Origin of the sequence: Streptomyces sp. NPDC048337, assembly GCF_043201175.1 — a bacterium.
In the GTDB taxonomy this organism is placed as follows: Bacteria; Actinomycetota; Actinomycetes; order Streptomycetales; family Streptomycetaceae; genus Streptomyces.
The window spans coordinates 67,854-83,080 of the sequence record NZ_JBICYR010000015.1; the positions used below are offsets into that span (position 1 = coordinate 67,854).

13 protein-coding genes are annotated in these 15,227 nt (G+C 72.4%); 10 read left to right on the forward strand and 3 right to left on the reverse strand.

Features of this window, described 5'->3' with window-relative positions:
* Positions 1-126 precede the first annotated feature (126 nt).
* A complete protein-coding gene (locus ACGFYU_RS23450) occupies positions 127-777 on the reverse strand; it encodes an NAD(P)-dependent oxidoreductase (RefSeq protein ID WP_393829265.1) in 651 nt (216 codons plus the stop codon).
* An 81-nt stretch (positions 778-858) separates the two neighbouring features.
* Here ACGFYU_RS23450 and ACGFYU_RS23455 point away from each other — a divergent pair, with 81 nt between their 5' ends.
* A complete protein-coding gene (locus tag ACGFYU_RS23455) occupies positions 859-1,464 on the forward strand; it encodes a TetR/AcrR family transcriptional regulator (RefSeq protein ID WP_393829266.1) in 606 nt (201 codons plus the stop codon).
* Here ACGFYU_RS23455 and ACGFYU_RS23460 read toward each other — a convergent pair.
* Positions 1,454-2,335 carry a carbohydrate kinase gene (locus ACGFYU_RS23460; RefSeq protein WP_393829267.1) on the reverse strand — a complete coding sequence of 294 codons (882 nt, stop codon included), beginning with the start codon at positions 2,333-2,335 and terminating at the stop codon, positions 1,454-1,456. The two genes, ACGFYU_RS23455 and ACGFYU_RS23460, sit on opposite strands and share 11 nt — an antisense overlap.
* Positions 2,336-2,411: 76 nt before the next feature.
* Between ACGFYU_RS23460 and ACGFYU_RS23465 the strand changes: the two genes are divergently transcribed.
* The gene (locus tag ACGFYU_RS23465) at positions 2,412-2,843 is read left to right on the forward strand and encodes a Rieske (2Fe-2S) protein (protein WP_393829268.1); all 432 of its coding nucleotides are present in this window, start codon (positions 2,412-2,414) and stop codon (positions 2,841-2,843) included.
* Between the two features lie 20 nt (positions 2,844-2,863).
* Here the strand turns inward: ACGFYU_RS23465 and ACGFYU_RS23470 are convergent, their stop codons facing one another.
* Positions 2,864-3,832, reverse strand: a complete 969-nt coding sequence (locus tag ACGFYU_RS23470) for a hypothetical protein (RefSeq protein ID WP_393829269.1) — start codon at positions 3,830-3,832, stop codon at positions 2,864-2,866.
* 229 nt (positions 3,833-4,061) lie between these two features.
* On the opposite strand from ACGFYU_RS23470, the gene ACGFYU_RS23475 reads away from it, so the two are divergent.
* From ACGFYU_RS23475 to gap, 8 genes are all read left to right on the forward strand, one after another.
* Positions 4,062-4,658, forward strand: coding sequence for a papain-like cysteine protease family protein (locus tag ACGFYU_RS23475; protein ID WP_393829270.1), 597 nt, complete (start codon positions 4,062-4,064; stop codon positions 4,656-4,658).
* A gap of 5 nt (positions 4,659-4,663) precedes the next feature.
* A complete protein-coding gene (locus ACGFYU_RS23480; RefSeq protein WP_393829371.1) occupies positions 4,664-5,452 on the forward strand; it encodes a hypothetical protein in 789 nt (262 codons plus the stop codon).
* Positions 5,453-5,767: 315 nt separating this feature from the next.
* The gene (uvrC, locus tag ACGFYU_RS23485; RefSeq protein WP_393829271.1) at positions 5,768-7,840 is read left to right on the forward strand and encodes an excinuclease ABC subunit UvrC; all 2,073 of its coding nucleotides are present in this window, start codon (positions 5,768-5,770) and stop codon (positions 7,838-7,840) included.
* Entirely contained in the window at positions 7,837-8,784 is a 948-nt protein-coding gene (gene rapZ / locus ACGFYU_RS23490) for an RNase adapter RapZ (protein ID WP_393829272.1), read from the forward strand. Before uvrC ends, rapZ begins: the two co-directional genes overlap by 4 nt.
* On the forward strand, positions 8,781-9,836 hold the full coding sequence (gene yvcK, locus ACGFYU_RS23495; protein WP_393829273.1) for a uridine diphosphate-N-acetylglucosamine-binding protein YvcK: 1,056 nt from the start codon (positions 8,781-8,783) through the stop codon (positions 9,834-9,836). Before rapZ ends, yvcK begins: the two co-directional genes overlap by 4 nt.
* Positions 9,827-10,822: a DNA-binding protein WhiA gene (gene whiA / locus ACGFYU_RS23500; protein WP_030009075.1), complete on the forward strand. Its 996-nt coding sequence runs from the start codon at positions 9,827-9,829 to the stop codon at positions 10,820-10,822. Before yvcK ends, whiA begins: the two co-directional genes overlap by 10 nt.
* Positions 10,823-10,973: 151 nt before the next feature.
* Complete coding sequence (locus tag ACGFYU_RS23505) at positions 10,974-13,943, forward strand: M14 family zinc carboxypeptidase (RefSeq protein ID WP_393829274.1); 2,970 nt, start codon at positions 10,974-10,976, stop codon at positions 13,941-13,943.
* Between the two features lie 210 nt (positions 13,944-14,153).
* On the forward strand, positions 14,154-15,158 hold the full coding sequence (gap, locus tag ACGFYU_RS23510; protein WP_393829275.1) for a type I glyceraldehyde-3-phosphate dehydrogenase: 1,005 nt from the start codon (positions 14,154-14,156) through the stop codon (positions 15,156-15,158).
* The last annotated feature ends 69 nt before the right edge of the window (positions 15,159-15,227 follow it).

The following is a 15,227-nucleotide window of genomic DNA, read 5'->3' on the forward strand; positions in this document are numbered from 1 at the left end:
CGCCGGCCCCCCCCCCCGGCGCCGCCCCCCCCCCCCCCCCCCGGCCGCGGGGGGGGCCCCCCCCCCGCCGCCGGGGGGGGGGGGGGGGCGCCCCCCCCGCCCCCCCCCCGGGCCCCCCCCCCGCGGCTACGAGGCCACCCCCACCGCGTGGCGGGCGGTGGTGGGGTCGGTCAGGGTGGTCAGGAGGGCGTCGGCGACGTCCGCGCGGGGGATCACCCGGCCGCCCAGGACGTTGGCGTCGATCGCGCGGCGGTAGGTGCCGGTGCGGGGCTTGTTCTGCAGCATCGGCGGGCGGATCACCGTCCACTGCGTGGCGCTCGCGCCCATCGCCGCCTCCATGTCCGCGAGGTCCGCGTAGAGGTCCCGCAGCAGCCTGCGCAGCAGCGGGTAGACCACGGCGCGGGTGAACACCCCCTCGCCGTCCGGCAGCCGGCCGACCGGCGCGGCGCTCACGGCCGACAGCCGACGCACCCCCGCACGCTCCATGACCGAGGTGATCGCGGCCAGGGCCGGACCCGCGATGGGGGTCGCCTTGGCCTGCTTGTTGTTGGCCGCACCCAGCGCGGAGACCACCGCGTCCTGCCCGCTCACCACGGACAGCAGCGCCTCCCGGTCGGTCACGTCGGCCACCGTGGCCACACGGAGCCGCTCGTGGGCGGGAACGGGAAGCCGTGCCGGGTCCCGTACGACCGCGGTCACCTCGTGTCCCGCGTCGAGTGCCTGCCGTACGACCTCGCGGCCCACGCCGCCCGTGGCACCGAACACCGTGATCTTCATGGAAACCCCCAGGGTTGAGGAGTGGAACGGAGGGGGGTGGGTGAGTATTCACTCACCCCTCGTTTCGGCTATGGTGAGTGAATGCTCACCTCGAAGTCAAGCCGTCCCACCCCGGAGCGGATCCTCGACGCCGCCGAGACCCTGATGCGCACCATCGGGCTGGCCGGTGCGACCACCAAGGCCATCGCCCGCGAGGCCGGCTGCTCGGAGGCCGCGCTCTACAAGTACTTCGCGAACAAGGAAGAGCTGTTCGTGCGGGTGCTGATGGAGCGCACCCCCAACGCGGGCCCGCTCATGGCCGTACTGGACGACCGGCCGGGAGAGTGCTTGGGGGAGGAGGGGCTCGTCGGGATCGCCCGGCACGCCGCGCTCTTCTACGCCGACGCGATGCCCATGGCCGCCTCGCTCTTCGCCGACCCCGTCCTGCTCACCCGTCACCGCGAGGGCGTGCGGAAGATCGGCTCCGGGCCGCACGTGGTGCTGGACGCGCTGGCCGGGCGGCTGCGCCGGGAGGCCGAGGCGGGCCGGCTGCGCCCGGGCGCCGATCCGCAGGCCGCCGCGGCCCTGCTGCTCGGCGCCTGCTTCCAGCGGGCCTTCTTCCTGCACTTCTCCGGTGCGGAAGTGGTCCAGCCGGTGGAGGAGTTCGCCCCCGCCGTCGGCCGGACCGTGTGGGCCGCTATCGGGTGAGCTCCGCCGCGTACGGGGGCTCCGCGCCCGCCCGCGTGCAGGTCAGGGCCGCCGCGTGCGCCGCGTAGGCCAGGACGTCGGGCCAATCCGCCGGCCGGTGGGGCGCCCCCGAGAGCCGGTGCAGCAGGGCGGCGTTGACGGTGTCGCCCGCCCCGATCGTGTCCGCCACGGCGACCCGGCGGGCCGGGACGGAGTGCTCCGCGCCCTCCCGCGTCCAGACGGTCAGCCCCGCCGCGCCCCGGGTCAGCACCACCGCCGACGGCCCCGCCGCCAGCCAGTCCGAGGCCCGGCCGCCGAGCCAGGCCGCGTCCTCCTCCGACAGCTTGAGGACGGAGGCGTACGGCAGCAGCCGCTCCAGGAACCGGGTGCGGTACGCCGCCGGGTCCGCGATCAGCGCCGGCCGGATGTTGGGGTCCAGCAGGGTCAGCAGCCCGCGCCGCGACTCCCGGCGCAGCAGGGCCTCGTACGCGCTCGCGCCCGGCTCCAGGACCAGCGAGCAGGTGCCGAGCGCGAGGGCGCGTACGGAATCGGGGAGGGCGGGCGGCAGGGCGAACAGGCGGTCAGCGGTGCCCTCGACGTAGAAGCCGTACGAGGCCGAGCCGTCCGGGGCCAGCGAGGGCACGGCGAGGGTGGTCGGCTCCGGCCCGCGCTGCACCAGGGACAGGTCCACCCCGGCCGCCCGCAGCCCCGCGAGGAGGCTCTCGCCGAAGCCGTCCGCCGACACCCGGGAGCAGAAGGCCACTTCGGCGCCGAGCCGCCCGAGGGCGAGCGCGGTGTTGTACGGTCCGCCGCCCGGCCGGGGCAGCAGCGCGCCCGGCGGCCGCTCCACGGGCACCAGGTCGATGAGGGCTTCTCCGCCGACGACGATCACGCGGGGGAAGCTACCCCATCGGCCGACGGTATCGTCGGGTGGGCCGAGTCCCGCCCGTCACACCCAGGAGAGTTCCATGTCCGCGTCGCCGTCCTCCGCCCGCCGTACCGTCCTCAAGGGCGCCGCAGCGCTCGCGGGTGCTGCGGGCGCCGGTTTGACGCTGGCGGCCTGTTCCACCGAGGGCAACAGCGGCGCCGGCTCCCCGGCGGTGCCCAAGGAGCCGGTGGAGCTGGGAGCCGCGACCGAGGTCCCGGTGGGCGGCGCGAAGCTGTACCGGGAGAAGAAGCTGATCGTCAGCTGCCCGGCGGAGGGCCAGTACAAGGCCTTCAGCGCCCAGTGCACGCACGCCGGCTGCGTCCTGGACAAGATCGTCGAGGGTGAGGGCAACTGCCCCTGCCACGGCAGCCGCTTCGACGTGGCGACCGGCAAGGTCCTGCGCGGCCCGGCGAGCGACCCGCTGCCCGCCGTCCCGGTCAAGGCGGAGAACGGCAAGCTCATCGCCGGCTGAGCCGCCCCCGCGGGGCCCGGCTACTCCCAGTCCCAGGCGATCCCGAGGATCCCGCGCCGCACCGTCTGCTCCACCAGGTGCACCGCCCGGTGCCGGCCGCTCGGGGTCAGGTCCGCGAGGCCGGTGCGCGGGGCCTCCGGTCCGGTGCGGGCGAAGCGGCGGCAGCGCACCGGCAGGGCCGCCTCGTCGAAGCGGACCTGGAGCATGTACTGGCCGCCCGCGTAGCTGAAGCCGCGGACGTACTCTCCGCTGCGCCCGCCGGTGCCGTCCGTTATGCAGTAGCCGAATACGTACGTGTCCCCGCGCCGCAGCCGGGCGTCGAAGAGCAGCTCCGCGACCACCACGCCGGCCTCCGGGTGGCGCCGGACCCGGCCGGTGCGGCAGTTCTCGTACGCCGTCACCTCCATCCGGGACGTGTCGCAGCCCGGATCGCCATGGTGGATGGCGAGGTAGCGGTCGACGCCGTCGCGGTGGGCCCGGACGATCTGCTGCGAGGCGCGGGTGCGCATCTCGCCCCCGGGCCCGATGCGGACCCGCTCGTGGTGGCCCAGCGAGTGCAGACCGCCGTCGGGCGGGAGCTCCATCCCCTCCAGTAACTGCTCGACCGCCGCGCCCATGCTGAAGAGGGCCCGGTACGGGCGGGCGGCCGGGCGGGCGGGGCCCGGGCCGGGGTCCGGGGTGCGCAGGAGGCGGACGAGGGCGCCGTCCGGCAGCTCCAGGATCTGCTCCAGCGCGGTGACGGCCCGGAGGGACTCCGCGTGGCGCGGCCGCCGGGCGCCCTGCTGCCAGTAACTGAGGCTGGTGACGCCGACCTTGATGCCGCGCGCCGCGAGCCGGTGCTGCACCCGGTGCAGGGGCAGTCCGCGCGCGGCCAGGGCGGCGCGCAGGGCCAGGTGGAAGGGGCCGCCGCGCAGCAGCCGGCCGAGTTCCGGCGTGCTTGCCGTGCCCGCCGCTCTCGCGGCGCCTGCCGTGTCCCCGGTCGGCCGCATGGCCACTCCCTTGTGAACGTTCACACGCGACGGCGCGGGGGAGCGCGCCGGTGGTACCGGGGGACCAGGTGACACGGCAGCAACCGTTCACACCGCAGCCCCACCGTTCACACTGCAATGTCACCGCGTATTGAAGCGCGTTGACCTGATCGCGACAACTCCCCGATGCTCCTCCACAGCGTCCGGACGCGCTCCTCCACCCCCACATCCCCACCATGGGAGGAACGCGATGCGCAACCGAAAGCGGCGGCCCCACCTGGCCGCCCTCCTCACCGCCCTGCTCCTCGCCCTGCCGCTCGGCGCCGGCACCGCCACGGCCGCCACCGACACCGACAGCGCCGCCCTCGCGTACAAGCGGCTCAACATCACCATGCAGGCACAGCAGAAGACCAACTGGTGCTGGGCCGCCGGCGGCAACACCATCGCCACCTGGTTCGGCCGGAACTACACCCAGAACCAGTTCTGCAACGCCGCCTTCAACCGCCAGCAGGGCTACGACTGCCCCAACAACCAGGCCACCCTCGGCAACGTCCAGACCGGCCTGCGCTGGGCGGGCATCAACTCCGGCTCGTACGTGAACGGCTGGCTCCAGTACTCCACCGTGCAGACCGAGATCAACGCCAACCGTCCGATCGAGACCCGCATCCAGTGGTCCAACGGCGGCGGGCACATGCACGTCATCTACGGCTACGACACCGCCAACAGCTGGGTCTACTGGGGCGACCCGTGGCCCTCCAGCGACCGCTACAACTGGGCCTCGCACGCCTGGTACGTGGACAACAGCACCTTCTCCTGGACCCACTCCCTCTACCGGATCGGGGCGTGACCGCCATGACCCTGCGTGCCACCGCCGCCGCCGCGGTCCTCGCGGCCACCGCCCTCCTCGGGCTCGCCCCGCAGGCCTCGGCGACCCCCGTACCGCAGCCGCAGGCCGCCACCGCCGAGAACAAGGCCGCCGCGGAGCGGGCGGCCGCCGCGCCGGACACCCTGGCCACGCTGTCCCGCTTCTTCGCCCGCGAGGGCAAGGTCTCGCAGGCCGCCGCGCAGCCCCGTATCGAGGGCGGGGCGATACCCGTGAACCACCTCTCCCCCGACTTCGTCGCGGGGAAGGCGGGCGCCTCCGTGGCCCGCCTGGAGTTCCTCGCCAGCAAGGCGGTCTCCTCCGACGGGCAGCAGGCCGCGCTGTGGACGGCGCGAACGGAGGCCGGGTGGCAGGTGGTGAACATCGCCACCGGCGACGACGAGTTCCGCTACGCGCAGTTGGGCGCGGCGAAACTGCCGGGCGGCACGGTGTTCCGTGAGCCGCAGATCGACGCGTGGTACGTGGCCGGGGGGAGCAGGGTGCTCCCGCTGGACGAGGACGCGGTGCGGGCCGTGGGCGCCGGGGGGACGAGCCTGTCCGGTTACCGGGCCCGGGTCGTGAAGGCCTACGGGGACAAGCTCCCCGGCTCCGCGTACGCCGAAGGCGGCATGGCGGGTGGCTTCGCCGAGTCGCCCGGTGCCGAGGGAACCGGGGCGCCGGTGATGCTGGTCGGCGGCGGGGTCGTTGCGCCGGCGCTCGGGGGCGCGGGCTTCCTGGCGCTGCGCCGCCGGCGCCGGCACGCCTCCGCGGGGGCGTAGCCCTCGCCCGCAGGGCTTGGCCTCCGCCAGGAACCAGGCCCTGCGGTCCGCTCCTGGGGCTCCGCCCCAGACCCCGCTCCTCAAACGCCGGAGGGGCTGGATTTCCGCTCGTGCCGTCCGCCAGGTGCGGCTGAATTGCCCGCAGGGCGATTCCAGCCCCGCCTGGGGGCACCTCCCAGCGGTAGCTGGGGGAGTTTGAGGCGCGGGCGTTCGGGGGCGGCGCCCCCGCAGCGGCGCCGCGCCCGCGGACCCGGCGGAGCCCCCGGCAAGGGAGCGGTACGGTCGGTTGTCAGTCCGCGCAAGTAGGGTGATGGCATGGCCGACCCTTCCAGTTACCGCCCCAAGCCGGGGCAGATCCCCGACTCGCCGGGGGTCTACAAATTCCGCGACGAGCACCGCCGGGTGATCTACGTCGGGAAGGCCAAGAGCCTGCGCCAGCGCCTGGCCAGCTACTTCCAGGACGTCGCCGGGCTGCATCCGCGGACCGCCACCATGGTGACCACCGCCGCCTCCGTCGAGTGGACCGTCGTGTCCACCGAGGTCGAGGCGCTGCAGCTGGAGTACTCCTGGATCAAGGAATTCGACCCCCGGTTCAACGTCAAGTACCGGGACGACAAGAGCTACCCCTCCCTCGCCGTCACCATGAACGAGGAGTACCCGCGCGTGCAGGTCATGCGCGGGCCCAAGAAGAAGGGCGTGCGCTACTTCGGGCCCTACGGGCACGCCTGGGCCATCCGCGAGACCGTCGACCTCATGCTCCGGGTGTTCCCGGTGCGGACCTGCTCCGCCGGCGTGTTCAAGCGCTCCGCGCAGATCGGCCGCCCCTGCCTGCTCGGCTACATCGGCAAGTGCTCCGCACCCTGCGTCGGCCGGGTCACCCCCGAGGAGCACCGCGAACTGGCCGAGGACTTCTGCGACTTCATGGCCGGCCGGACGGGGACGTACCTCTCCCGGCTCGAGAAGCAGATGCACGACGCCGCCGAGGAGATGGAGTACGAGAAGGCCGCCCGGCTGCGCGACGACATAGGGGCGCTGCGCCGCGCCATGGAGAAGAACGCCGTCGTGCTCGCCGACGCCACCGACGCCGACCTGATCGCCGTCGCCGAGGACGAGCTCGAAGCGGCCGTGCAGATCTTCCACGTCCGCGGCGGCCGGGTCCGCGGCCAGCGCGGCTGGGTCACCGACAAGGTCGAGGCCGTCGACACCGCCGGGCTCGTCGAGCACGCCCTCCAGCAGCTCTACGGGGAGGAGAGCGGGGAGAGCGTGCCCAAGGAGGTGCTGGTGCCGGCGCTGCCCGAGGACACGCCCGCGCTCGGCGAGTGGCTCGCGGCGCGGCGCGGATCCCAGGTCAGCCTGCGCATCCCGCAGCGCGGGGACAAGAAGGCGCTGATGGAGACCGTCCACCGCAACGCCCAGCAGTCCCTCGCCCTGCACAAGACCAAGCGCGCCAGCGACCTCACCACCCGCTCCCGGGCCCTGGAGGAGATCGCCGAGGCGCTGGAGCTGGACAGCGCCCCGCTGCGCATCGAGTGCTTCGACATCTCGCACCTCCAGGGCGACGACGTCGTCGCCTCCATGGTCGTTTTCGAGGACGGGCTGGCGCGCAAGAGCGAGTACCGCCGCTTCCAGATCAAGTCCTTCGAGGGGCAGGACGACGTCCGGTCCATGCACGAGGTGGTGTCGCGGCGCTTCCGCCGCTACCTCCAGGAGAAGGTGAAGACGGGGGAGTGGTCGCCCGAAGACGCCGAGGCCGCCGAGGCCGCCCAGGCCGCCGGGGCCGCCGACGACGGGGACACGCCCGAGGACGACGGGCGGGCCAAGCGCTTCGCCTACCCGCCGCAGCTCGTCGTCGTCGACGGCGGGCAGCCGCAGGTCGCGGCCGCCAAGCGGGCCCTGGAGGAGCTCGGGGTCGACGACGTGGCCGTGTGCGGGCTGGCCAAGCGGCTGGAGGAGGTCTGGCTGCCCGGCGAGGACGACCCCGTCGTGCTGCCCCGCACCAGCGAGGGGCTGTACCTCCTCCAGCGGGTACGTGACGAAGCCCACCGGTTCGCCATCCAGTACCAGCGCAACAAGCGCGGAAAGCGCCTGAAGTCCGGCCCGCTCGACGAGGTCCCCGGCCTCGGCGAGAGCCGCAAGCAGGCCCTGGTCAAGCACTTCGGTTCGGTGAAGAAGCTGAGACAGGCGACAATCGACCAGATCTGCGAGGTCCCGGGCATAGGCCGCAAGACGGCCGAGACCGTGGCCGCGGCCCTCGCCCGGGCGGTCCCCGCCGGCCCTGCCGTCAACACGGCCACAGGAGAGATCATTGAGGATGAGACCCCCGCCCCGCGGGTGGGGGCACCCGGCGGCAGCCGGGAGACATCGTCCGAACGGGGGACCGAGCAATGACCGAGCACGAGACCGCGCACGACCGAGACGGAGCACAGGTGAGTACGGGCACGACAGTGGAGCCCGGCGAGGCCGCCGAGGCGGCCATCCCCGAGCTGGTGATCATCTCCGGGATGTCCGGGGCCGGCCGCAGTACGGCGGCCAAGTGTCTGGAGGACCTCGGCTGGTTCGTCGTCGACAACCTCCCGCCGGCGCTGATCCCCACCATGGTGGAGCTCGGCGCCCGCTCCCAGGGCAACGTGGCCCGCATCGCCGTCGTCGTCGACGTCCGCGGCCGCCAGTTCTTCGACGCCCTGCGCGAGTCCCTCGCCGACCTCGACAGCCAGGGCGTCACCCGCCGCATCGTCTTCCTGGAATCCTCCGACGACGCGCTGGTCCGCCGCTTCGAGTCGGTCCGCCGCCCGCACCCCCTCCAGGGCGAAGGGCGCATCACCGACGGCATCGCCGCCGAGCGCGACCTGCTGCGCGAGCTGCGCGGCGACGCCGACCTGGTCATCGACACCTCCAGCCTGAACGTGCACGAACTGCGCGCCAAGATGGACGCCCAGTTCGCCGGCGACGAGGAGCCCGAGCTCCGCGCCACCGTCATGTCCTTCGGGTACAAGTACGGCCTCCCCGTCGACGCCGACCTCGTCGTCGACTGCCGCTTCATCCCCAACCCGCACTGGGTCCCGGAGCTGCGGCCCTTCACCGGGCTCAACCCGGAGGTCTCGGGCTACGTCTTCAGCCAGCCCGGCTCCAAGGAGTTCCTCGACCGCTACACCGAGCTGCTCCAGCTCATCGCCACTGGCTACCGCCGCGAGGGCAAGCGCTACGTGACCATCGCGGTCGGGTGCACGGGCGGCAAGCACCGCAGCGTGGCCATGTCCGAGAAGCTCGCCGCCCGCCTCGCCTCCGAGGGAGTCGAGACCGTCGTAGTCCACCGGGACATGGGGCGCGAGTGACGGCACGGACCCCGCGGCTGAGCCGCCTGCGCCGCCTCACCCCGGGACGGGGCGAGGACGGCGCGGGACGCTCCGGCCGCCGGCGCGGCGCCACCCCCAAGGTGGTCGCCCTCGGAGGCGGACAGGGCCTGTCCGCCTCCCTCGCGGCGCTGCGCCGCATCACCGGTGACCTCACCGCCGTGGTCACCGTCGCCGACGACGGCGGCTCCAGCGGCCGGCTCCGTGAGGAGCTCGGCGTGCTGCCGCCCGGCGACCTGCGCAAGGCGCTGGCCGCGCTGTGCGGGGACGACGACTGGGGCCAGACCTGGGCGCGGGTCATCCAGCACCGCTTCCAGTCCCGCGGAGACCTGCACGAGCACGCCGTCGGCAATCTGCTGATCGTCGCCCTGTGGGAACAGCTCGGCGACCCCGTCCAGGCCCTCGACCTCGTCGGCAGGCTGCTCGGTGCCCAGGGCCGGGTCCTGCCCATGTCGGCCGTGCCGCTGGAGCTCCAGGCGCTGGTCAAGGGGCACGACCCGGCCCGCCCCGAGGACGTGGACACCGTCCGCGGGCAGGCCACGGTGGCCCTGACCCCGGGCGAGGTGCTCTCCGTACAGGTCGTACCGGGCGACCCGCCGGCCGTGCCGGAGGCCGTCGCGGCGGTGCTCGACGCCGACTGGGTGGTGCTCGGCCCGGGGTCCTGGTTCTCCTCCGTGATTCCGCACCTGCTGGTTCCGGAACTGCTCGACGCGCTGGTCGAGACGAAGGCCCGCAAGGTCCTCTCGTTGAACCTCGCGCCGCAGCCCGGCGAAACAGAGGGCTTCTCTCCGCAGCGTCATTTGGAGGTTTTGGCCCGACACGCCCCTAAACTCGCCCTGGACGTGGTGTTGGCCGACCAGGCCGCCGTGCCCGACCGCGAGTCCCTCGCCGATGCCGCAAAACGGTTCGGTGCCGCGGTCGAGCTGGCGCCGGTCGCCAGGGAAGACGGCTCTCCGAAGCATGATCCGGAGCTGCTCGCCGCCGCGTACGACCGTATTTTTCGGATGCATGGAAGGATCGGCCCATGGCGATGACGCCAGCGGTGAAGGATGAGATCTCCCGCCTGCCCGTCACCCGGACCTGCTGCAGGAAAGCGGAGGTCTCGGCGATCCTTCGGTTCGCGGGCGGGCTGCACCTGGTCAGCGGACGGATCGTCATCGAGGCGGAGCTGGACACGGGGATCGCCGCCCGCCGGCTGCGCAAGGACATCCTGGAGATCTTCGGGCACTCCTCGGACTTGGTGGTCATGGCTCCCGGCGGTCTGCGCCGCGGCAGCCGCTACGTGGTCCGCGTGGTGGCCGGGGGTGACCAGCTGGCCCGCCAGACGGGCCTCGTGGACGGCCGCGGACGCCCGATCCGGGGACTCCCGCCGCAGGTGGTCTCCGGGGCCACCTGTGACGCCGAGGCGGCCTGGCGCGGCGCCTTCCTGGCCCACGGCTCGCTGACCGAGCCGGGACGGTCCTCCTCCCTGGAGGTCACCTGCCCCGGCCCGGAGGCCGCTCTGGCCCTGGTGGGCGCCGCCCGCAGGCTCTCCATCGCCGCCAAGGCGCGCGAGGTGCGCGGGGTGGACCGGGTCGTGGTCCGCGACGGCGACGCGATCGGCGCCCTGCTGACCCGGCTCGGCGCCCACGAGTCCGTGCTGGCCTGGGAGGAGCGGCGGATGCGGCGCGAGGTGCGCGCCACCGCCAACCGCCTCGCCAACTTCGACGACGCCAACCTGCGCCGCTCGGCGCGCGCCGCGGTGGCCGCCGGAGCCCGCGTGCAGCGCGCGCTGGAGATCCTCGGCGAGGAGGTCCCCGAGCACCTCGCCGCCGCCGGCCGGCTGCGCATGGAGCACAAGCAGGCCTCCCTGGAGGAGCTGGGCGCGCTCGCCGACCCGCCGCTCACCAAGGACGCGGTCGCCGGCCGGATCCGCCGGCTGCTGGCGATGGCCGACAAGCGGGCGCAGGACCTCGGCATCCCGGGCACCGAGTCGAACCTCGACCTCAGCGAGGAAATGGCCGACAACATGGCCGGCTGACCGGATCCCGTACGTACGCCGCGTACGCCACGAGGGGCTCGCACGATCACTCGTGCGGGCCCCTCGCGGTAGGCCCCATTGACATGGGCATGGGCGGATCGTGAGCCTGGCCCCCGAACGCTTTCGTGGCAGACGACGCCCAGGGGGGCACATGAGGCACCGCGCGAGACTGATCCTCGCCGCAAGCGCACTCGTCTTCGGAACCACACTCGCCGCACTACCCGCCGCGGCCCAGGCCCAGCCCGGCTCCGGACCCGCTTCCGGCGGCGCGTCCGCCGCCGACGAGGTGCGGGTCTACGACGCCGAGATCACCCGGGAGCAGGTCCCGCTCGTCCTCGCCGCCGGCCAGGACGCCCACGAGCTCACCGAACGCGCCCCGCAGACGGGCACCGCCACGGTCGAGCTCTTCCTCACCGGCGGTCAGGCTGGGGAACTCGCCGCCCAGGGCGTCAAGCTCGCCGAACGCAGGATCCCTGCGACGGCCCGCGCCAAGGCCGCCGGTGACGGGGTGTTCCGCCCGTACAGCGGCAAGGGCGGCCTCCAGGAGGAGATCCTCGCCACCGCCCAGGCCAACCCGGCCCTCACCAAGGTCGTCTCCATCGGCAAGACCGTCCAGGGCAAGGACATCCTCGCCCTGAAGGTCAGCAAGAACGCCAAGAAGACCAAGGACGGCGCCAAGCCCTCCGTGCTCTACATGTCCAACCAGCACGCCCGTGAGTGGATCACCCCCGAGATGACCCGGCGGCTGATGCACCACACCATCGACAACTACGGCAAGGACCCCAGGATCACCGGCCTGGTGGACTCCACGGAACTGTGGTTCCTGCTCTCCGCCAACCCGGACGGCTACGACTACACGCACGCCCCCGACGGCGAGCGGCTGTGGCGCAAGAACCTGCGCGACAACAACGGCGACGGCAAGATCACCCCCGGGGACGGGGTCGACCTCAACCGGAACTTCGCCTTCAAGTGGGGCTACGACAACGAGGGTTCCTCGCCGAACCAGGCCAGCGAGACCTACCGCGGCCCCAAGGCCTCCTCCGAGCCCGAGACCGTCGCCCTCGACGCCTTCGAGAAGCGCATCGGCTTCGAATACGCCGTCAACTACCACTCCGCCGCCGAGCTCATCCTCTACGGCGTGGGCTGGCAGGTGGCCACCCCCACCCCCGACGACGTCGCCTACAAGACGCTCGCCGGCACCCCGGAGAACCCCGCCGTCCCCGGCTACTACCCTCAGGTCTCCTCCGAGCTCTACACCACCAACGGTGAGGCCGACGGCCACGCCTCCAACGTCAACGGCATCATGATGTTCACGCCGGAGATGACCACCTGCCAGACGGCCTCCGCGATCGACCCGAACGACCGGTGGAAGCCCGAGGACTGCGCGTCCGGCTTCAACTTCCCGGACGACGAGAAGCTCATCCAGGCCGAGTTCGCCAAGAACATCCCCTTCGCCCTGACCGTCGGCGAGAGCGCCGCGCACCCGGACCGCCCGGCATCCGCCGTGGGTCTGAGCGCCGCTGACTTCACGCTCGACCCCTTCACCACCTCCTACGTCGCCCGGGGCGAGGACCAGACGGTCTCCGTCACGGCCCGCAAGTCCCTGAAGGACAAGGAACTCAACTTCCGGATCAACGGCGGCCGTACGCACGACGAGGAGCTCGAAGCCTGGAAGGGCGGCGAGATCTACGGCGGCGACGACAACAACTGGTTCGACGAGTACCGCGCCGAGGTGGACGGCGCGAAGCCCGGCGACAAGGTCGAGGTCTGGTTCACCGGCCGCGACCGCGCCTCCGGCAAGCAGGTCTCCAGCGAGCACTTCACCTACACCGTGGCCGAGCGGCCCCGCGCGGACGTCCTGGTGATCGCCGAGGAGGGCGCCAAGGCCCAGCACGCCCAGGCCTACGTCGACGCCCTGCGCGCCAACGGCAAGTCCGCCGCCGTCTGGGACGTCGCCACCCAGGGCGCCCCGCACCACCTCGGCGTGCTCTCCCACTTCCGTACGGCCGTCCACTACACCGGGGCCAAGACCCCGGGCGGCGACACCCAGCTGGCCGTCCGGGACTTCCTGAACGAGGGCGGCAAGCTGATCGAGGCCGGTGAACTGGCGGGCGGCAACGCCCAGGTGGGCCGCGCCGTGACCGACGACTTCAGCCAGTACTACCTCGGCGCCTACGGCCGTACGAGCGTCAGCGGGGCCACCGGCTTCAACGGCGCGGGAACCCTGAACGGGGCCAAGGGCGGACTCGGTGACGCCGCGGGCAACCCGCTCAACGCCCCCGGCTCCTACACGGTGACCTCCGAGACCCTGGCCCCCGCGCAGTTCCCGCAGTTCCGCAGCGCACAGGCGGGCCAGTTCGCCGGGGTCGTGAACCCGTACGCGCCCTACGCCGGCACGGGGATGGCCTCGGCCCTCCACACCGACAACGACTGGAAGCGGCTCACCCGCACCCTCGACCTCACCCAGGTCAAGGCCGAGGAGAAGCCGCAGCTCAAGCTCGCCCTCAACTGGCACGTCGAGCCGGGCTACGACCACGCCGCCCTGGAGGCCCGTACGGCCGGCGGGGACGACTGGACCACCCTGCCGGACGCGGGCGGCCTGAGCAGCGCGACCGTACCGGAGGAGTGCGGGGCCGGCTTCTTCGTCAACGGCCACCCCTTCCTGCGCCGCTACCTCACCGTGGAGGGCGGGGGCTGCACCCCGAAGGGCACCAGCGGGACGTGGAACAGCTTCACCGGCTCCTCCGGCGGCTGGAAGCAGGTCTCCTTCGACCTGAGCGCCTACGCGGGCAAGCAGGTCGAGGTCTCGCTCGCCTACATCACCGACCCGGGCTCCGGCGGCCGCGGGGTCTTCGCGGACGAGGCGCGCCTGTCCGTGGGCGGAGTGGACCAGACCACTGAGGGCTTCGAGAGCTCGCTGGGCGCCTGGACCGCGCAGGCCGCACCTGCCGGAAGCCCTGATGTTCCGGGCGATTGGTCCCGGTCGGGCGAGCTGTTCAAGTCCTACGCGGCCGTCACTACGCGTGACACCGTTCTCCTCGGCTTCGGCCTGGAGCACCTGCCGGCCGCGGCGGACCGCGCCCTACTCGTCGGTAAGGCGCTCCGCGCGCTGAACCGCTGATCAGCACCCCCGTGCCGTGCTCACCCTGAGTGACGGGGTCCTAAGTCCCCGGGGTCCCGTTCCGGAGCGTCCGGAACGGGTCACCGGGGCGTGTCAGGTCCTCGTCGATGTCACTCAAAAGCTCACGGAGAGGTAGGGTCGTAAGCGGTCGGGGACATCCCATACAGCTCGCCGGCGCTCTTACCGGCGCACCAACGAGGAGATCGGTTCGTGACGATCCGCGTAGGCATCAATGGTTTTGGCCGAATTGGCCGTAACTACTTCCGGGCGCTCCTTGAGCAGGGAGCGGACATCGAAGTCGTCGGTGTCAACGACCTGACTGACAACGCCACCCTGGTGCACCTGCTCAAGTACGACACCATTCTGGGTCGCCTCAAGGCCGAGGTCTCCCACACCGACGACACCATCACCGTCGGCGGCAACACCTTCAAGACCTTCGCCGAGCGCGACCCCGCGAACCTGCCCTGGGGCGAGCTGGGCGCCGACATCGTCATCGAGTCGACCGGCATCTTCACGAAGAAGGAAGACGCCGCCAAGCACCTCGCCGCCGGCGCGAAGAAGGTCCTCATCTCGGCCCCGGCCAAGAACGAGGACATCACCATCGTGATGGGCGTCAACCACGACAAGTACGACGCGGCCAACCACCACGTCATCTCCAACGCCTCCTGCACCACCAACTGCGTGGCGCCGATGGCCAAGGTCCTCCTGGAGAACTTCGGCATCGTCAAGGGCATGATGACCACGGTCCACGCCTACACGAACGACCAGCGCATCCTCGACTTCCCGCACTCGGACCTGCGCCGCGCCCGCGCCGCCGCCGAGAACATCATCCCGACGACCACCGGTGCCGCGAAGGCCACCGCCCTGGTCATCCCGGAGCTGGCGGGCAAGCTCGACGGCATCGCGATGCGCGTCCCGGTCCCCACCGGTTCCGTCACCGACCTGGTCATCGAGCTGGAGCAGGAGGTGACCAAGGACGAGGTCAACGCCGCCTTCCAGAAGGCCGCCGAGGGCCAGCTGAAGGGCATCCTCGACTACACCGAGGACGCGATCGTCTCCTCCGACATCGTGAACTGGCCGGCCTCCTGCACCTTCGACTCCTCCCTGACCATGGTCCAGGGCAAGAGCGTCAAGGTCGTCGGCTGGTACGACAACGAGTGGGGCTACTCCAACCGTCTCGTCGACCTCACCAAGTTCGTCGGCGACCGCCTCTAAGAACGTAGGGCAAGGCACCACGATGTGAGCACAGGGTCCGTGACAGCGCGATGGTGCGCCGCACGGGCC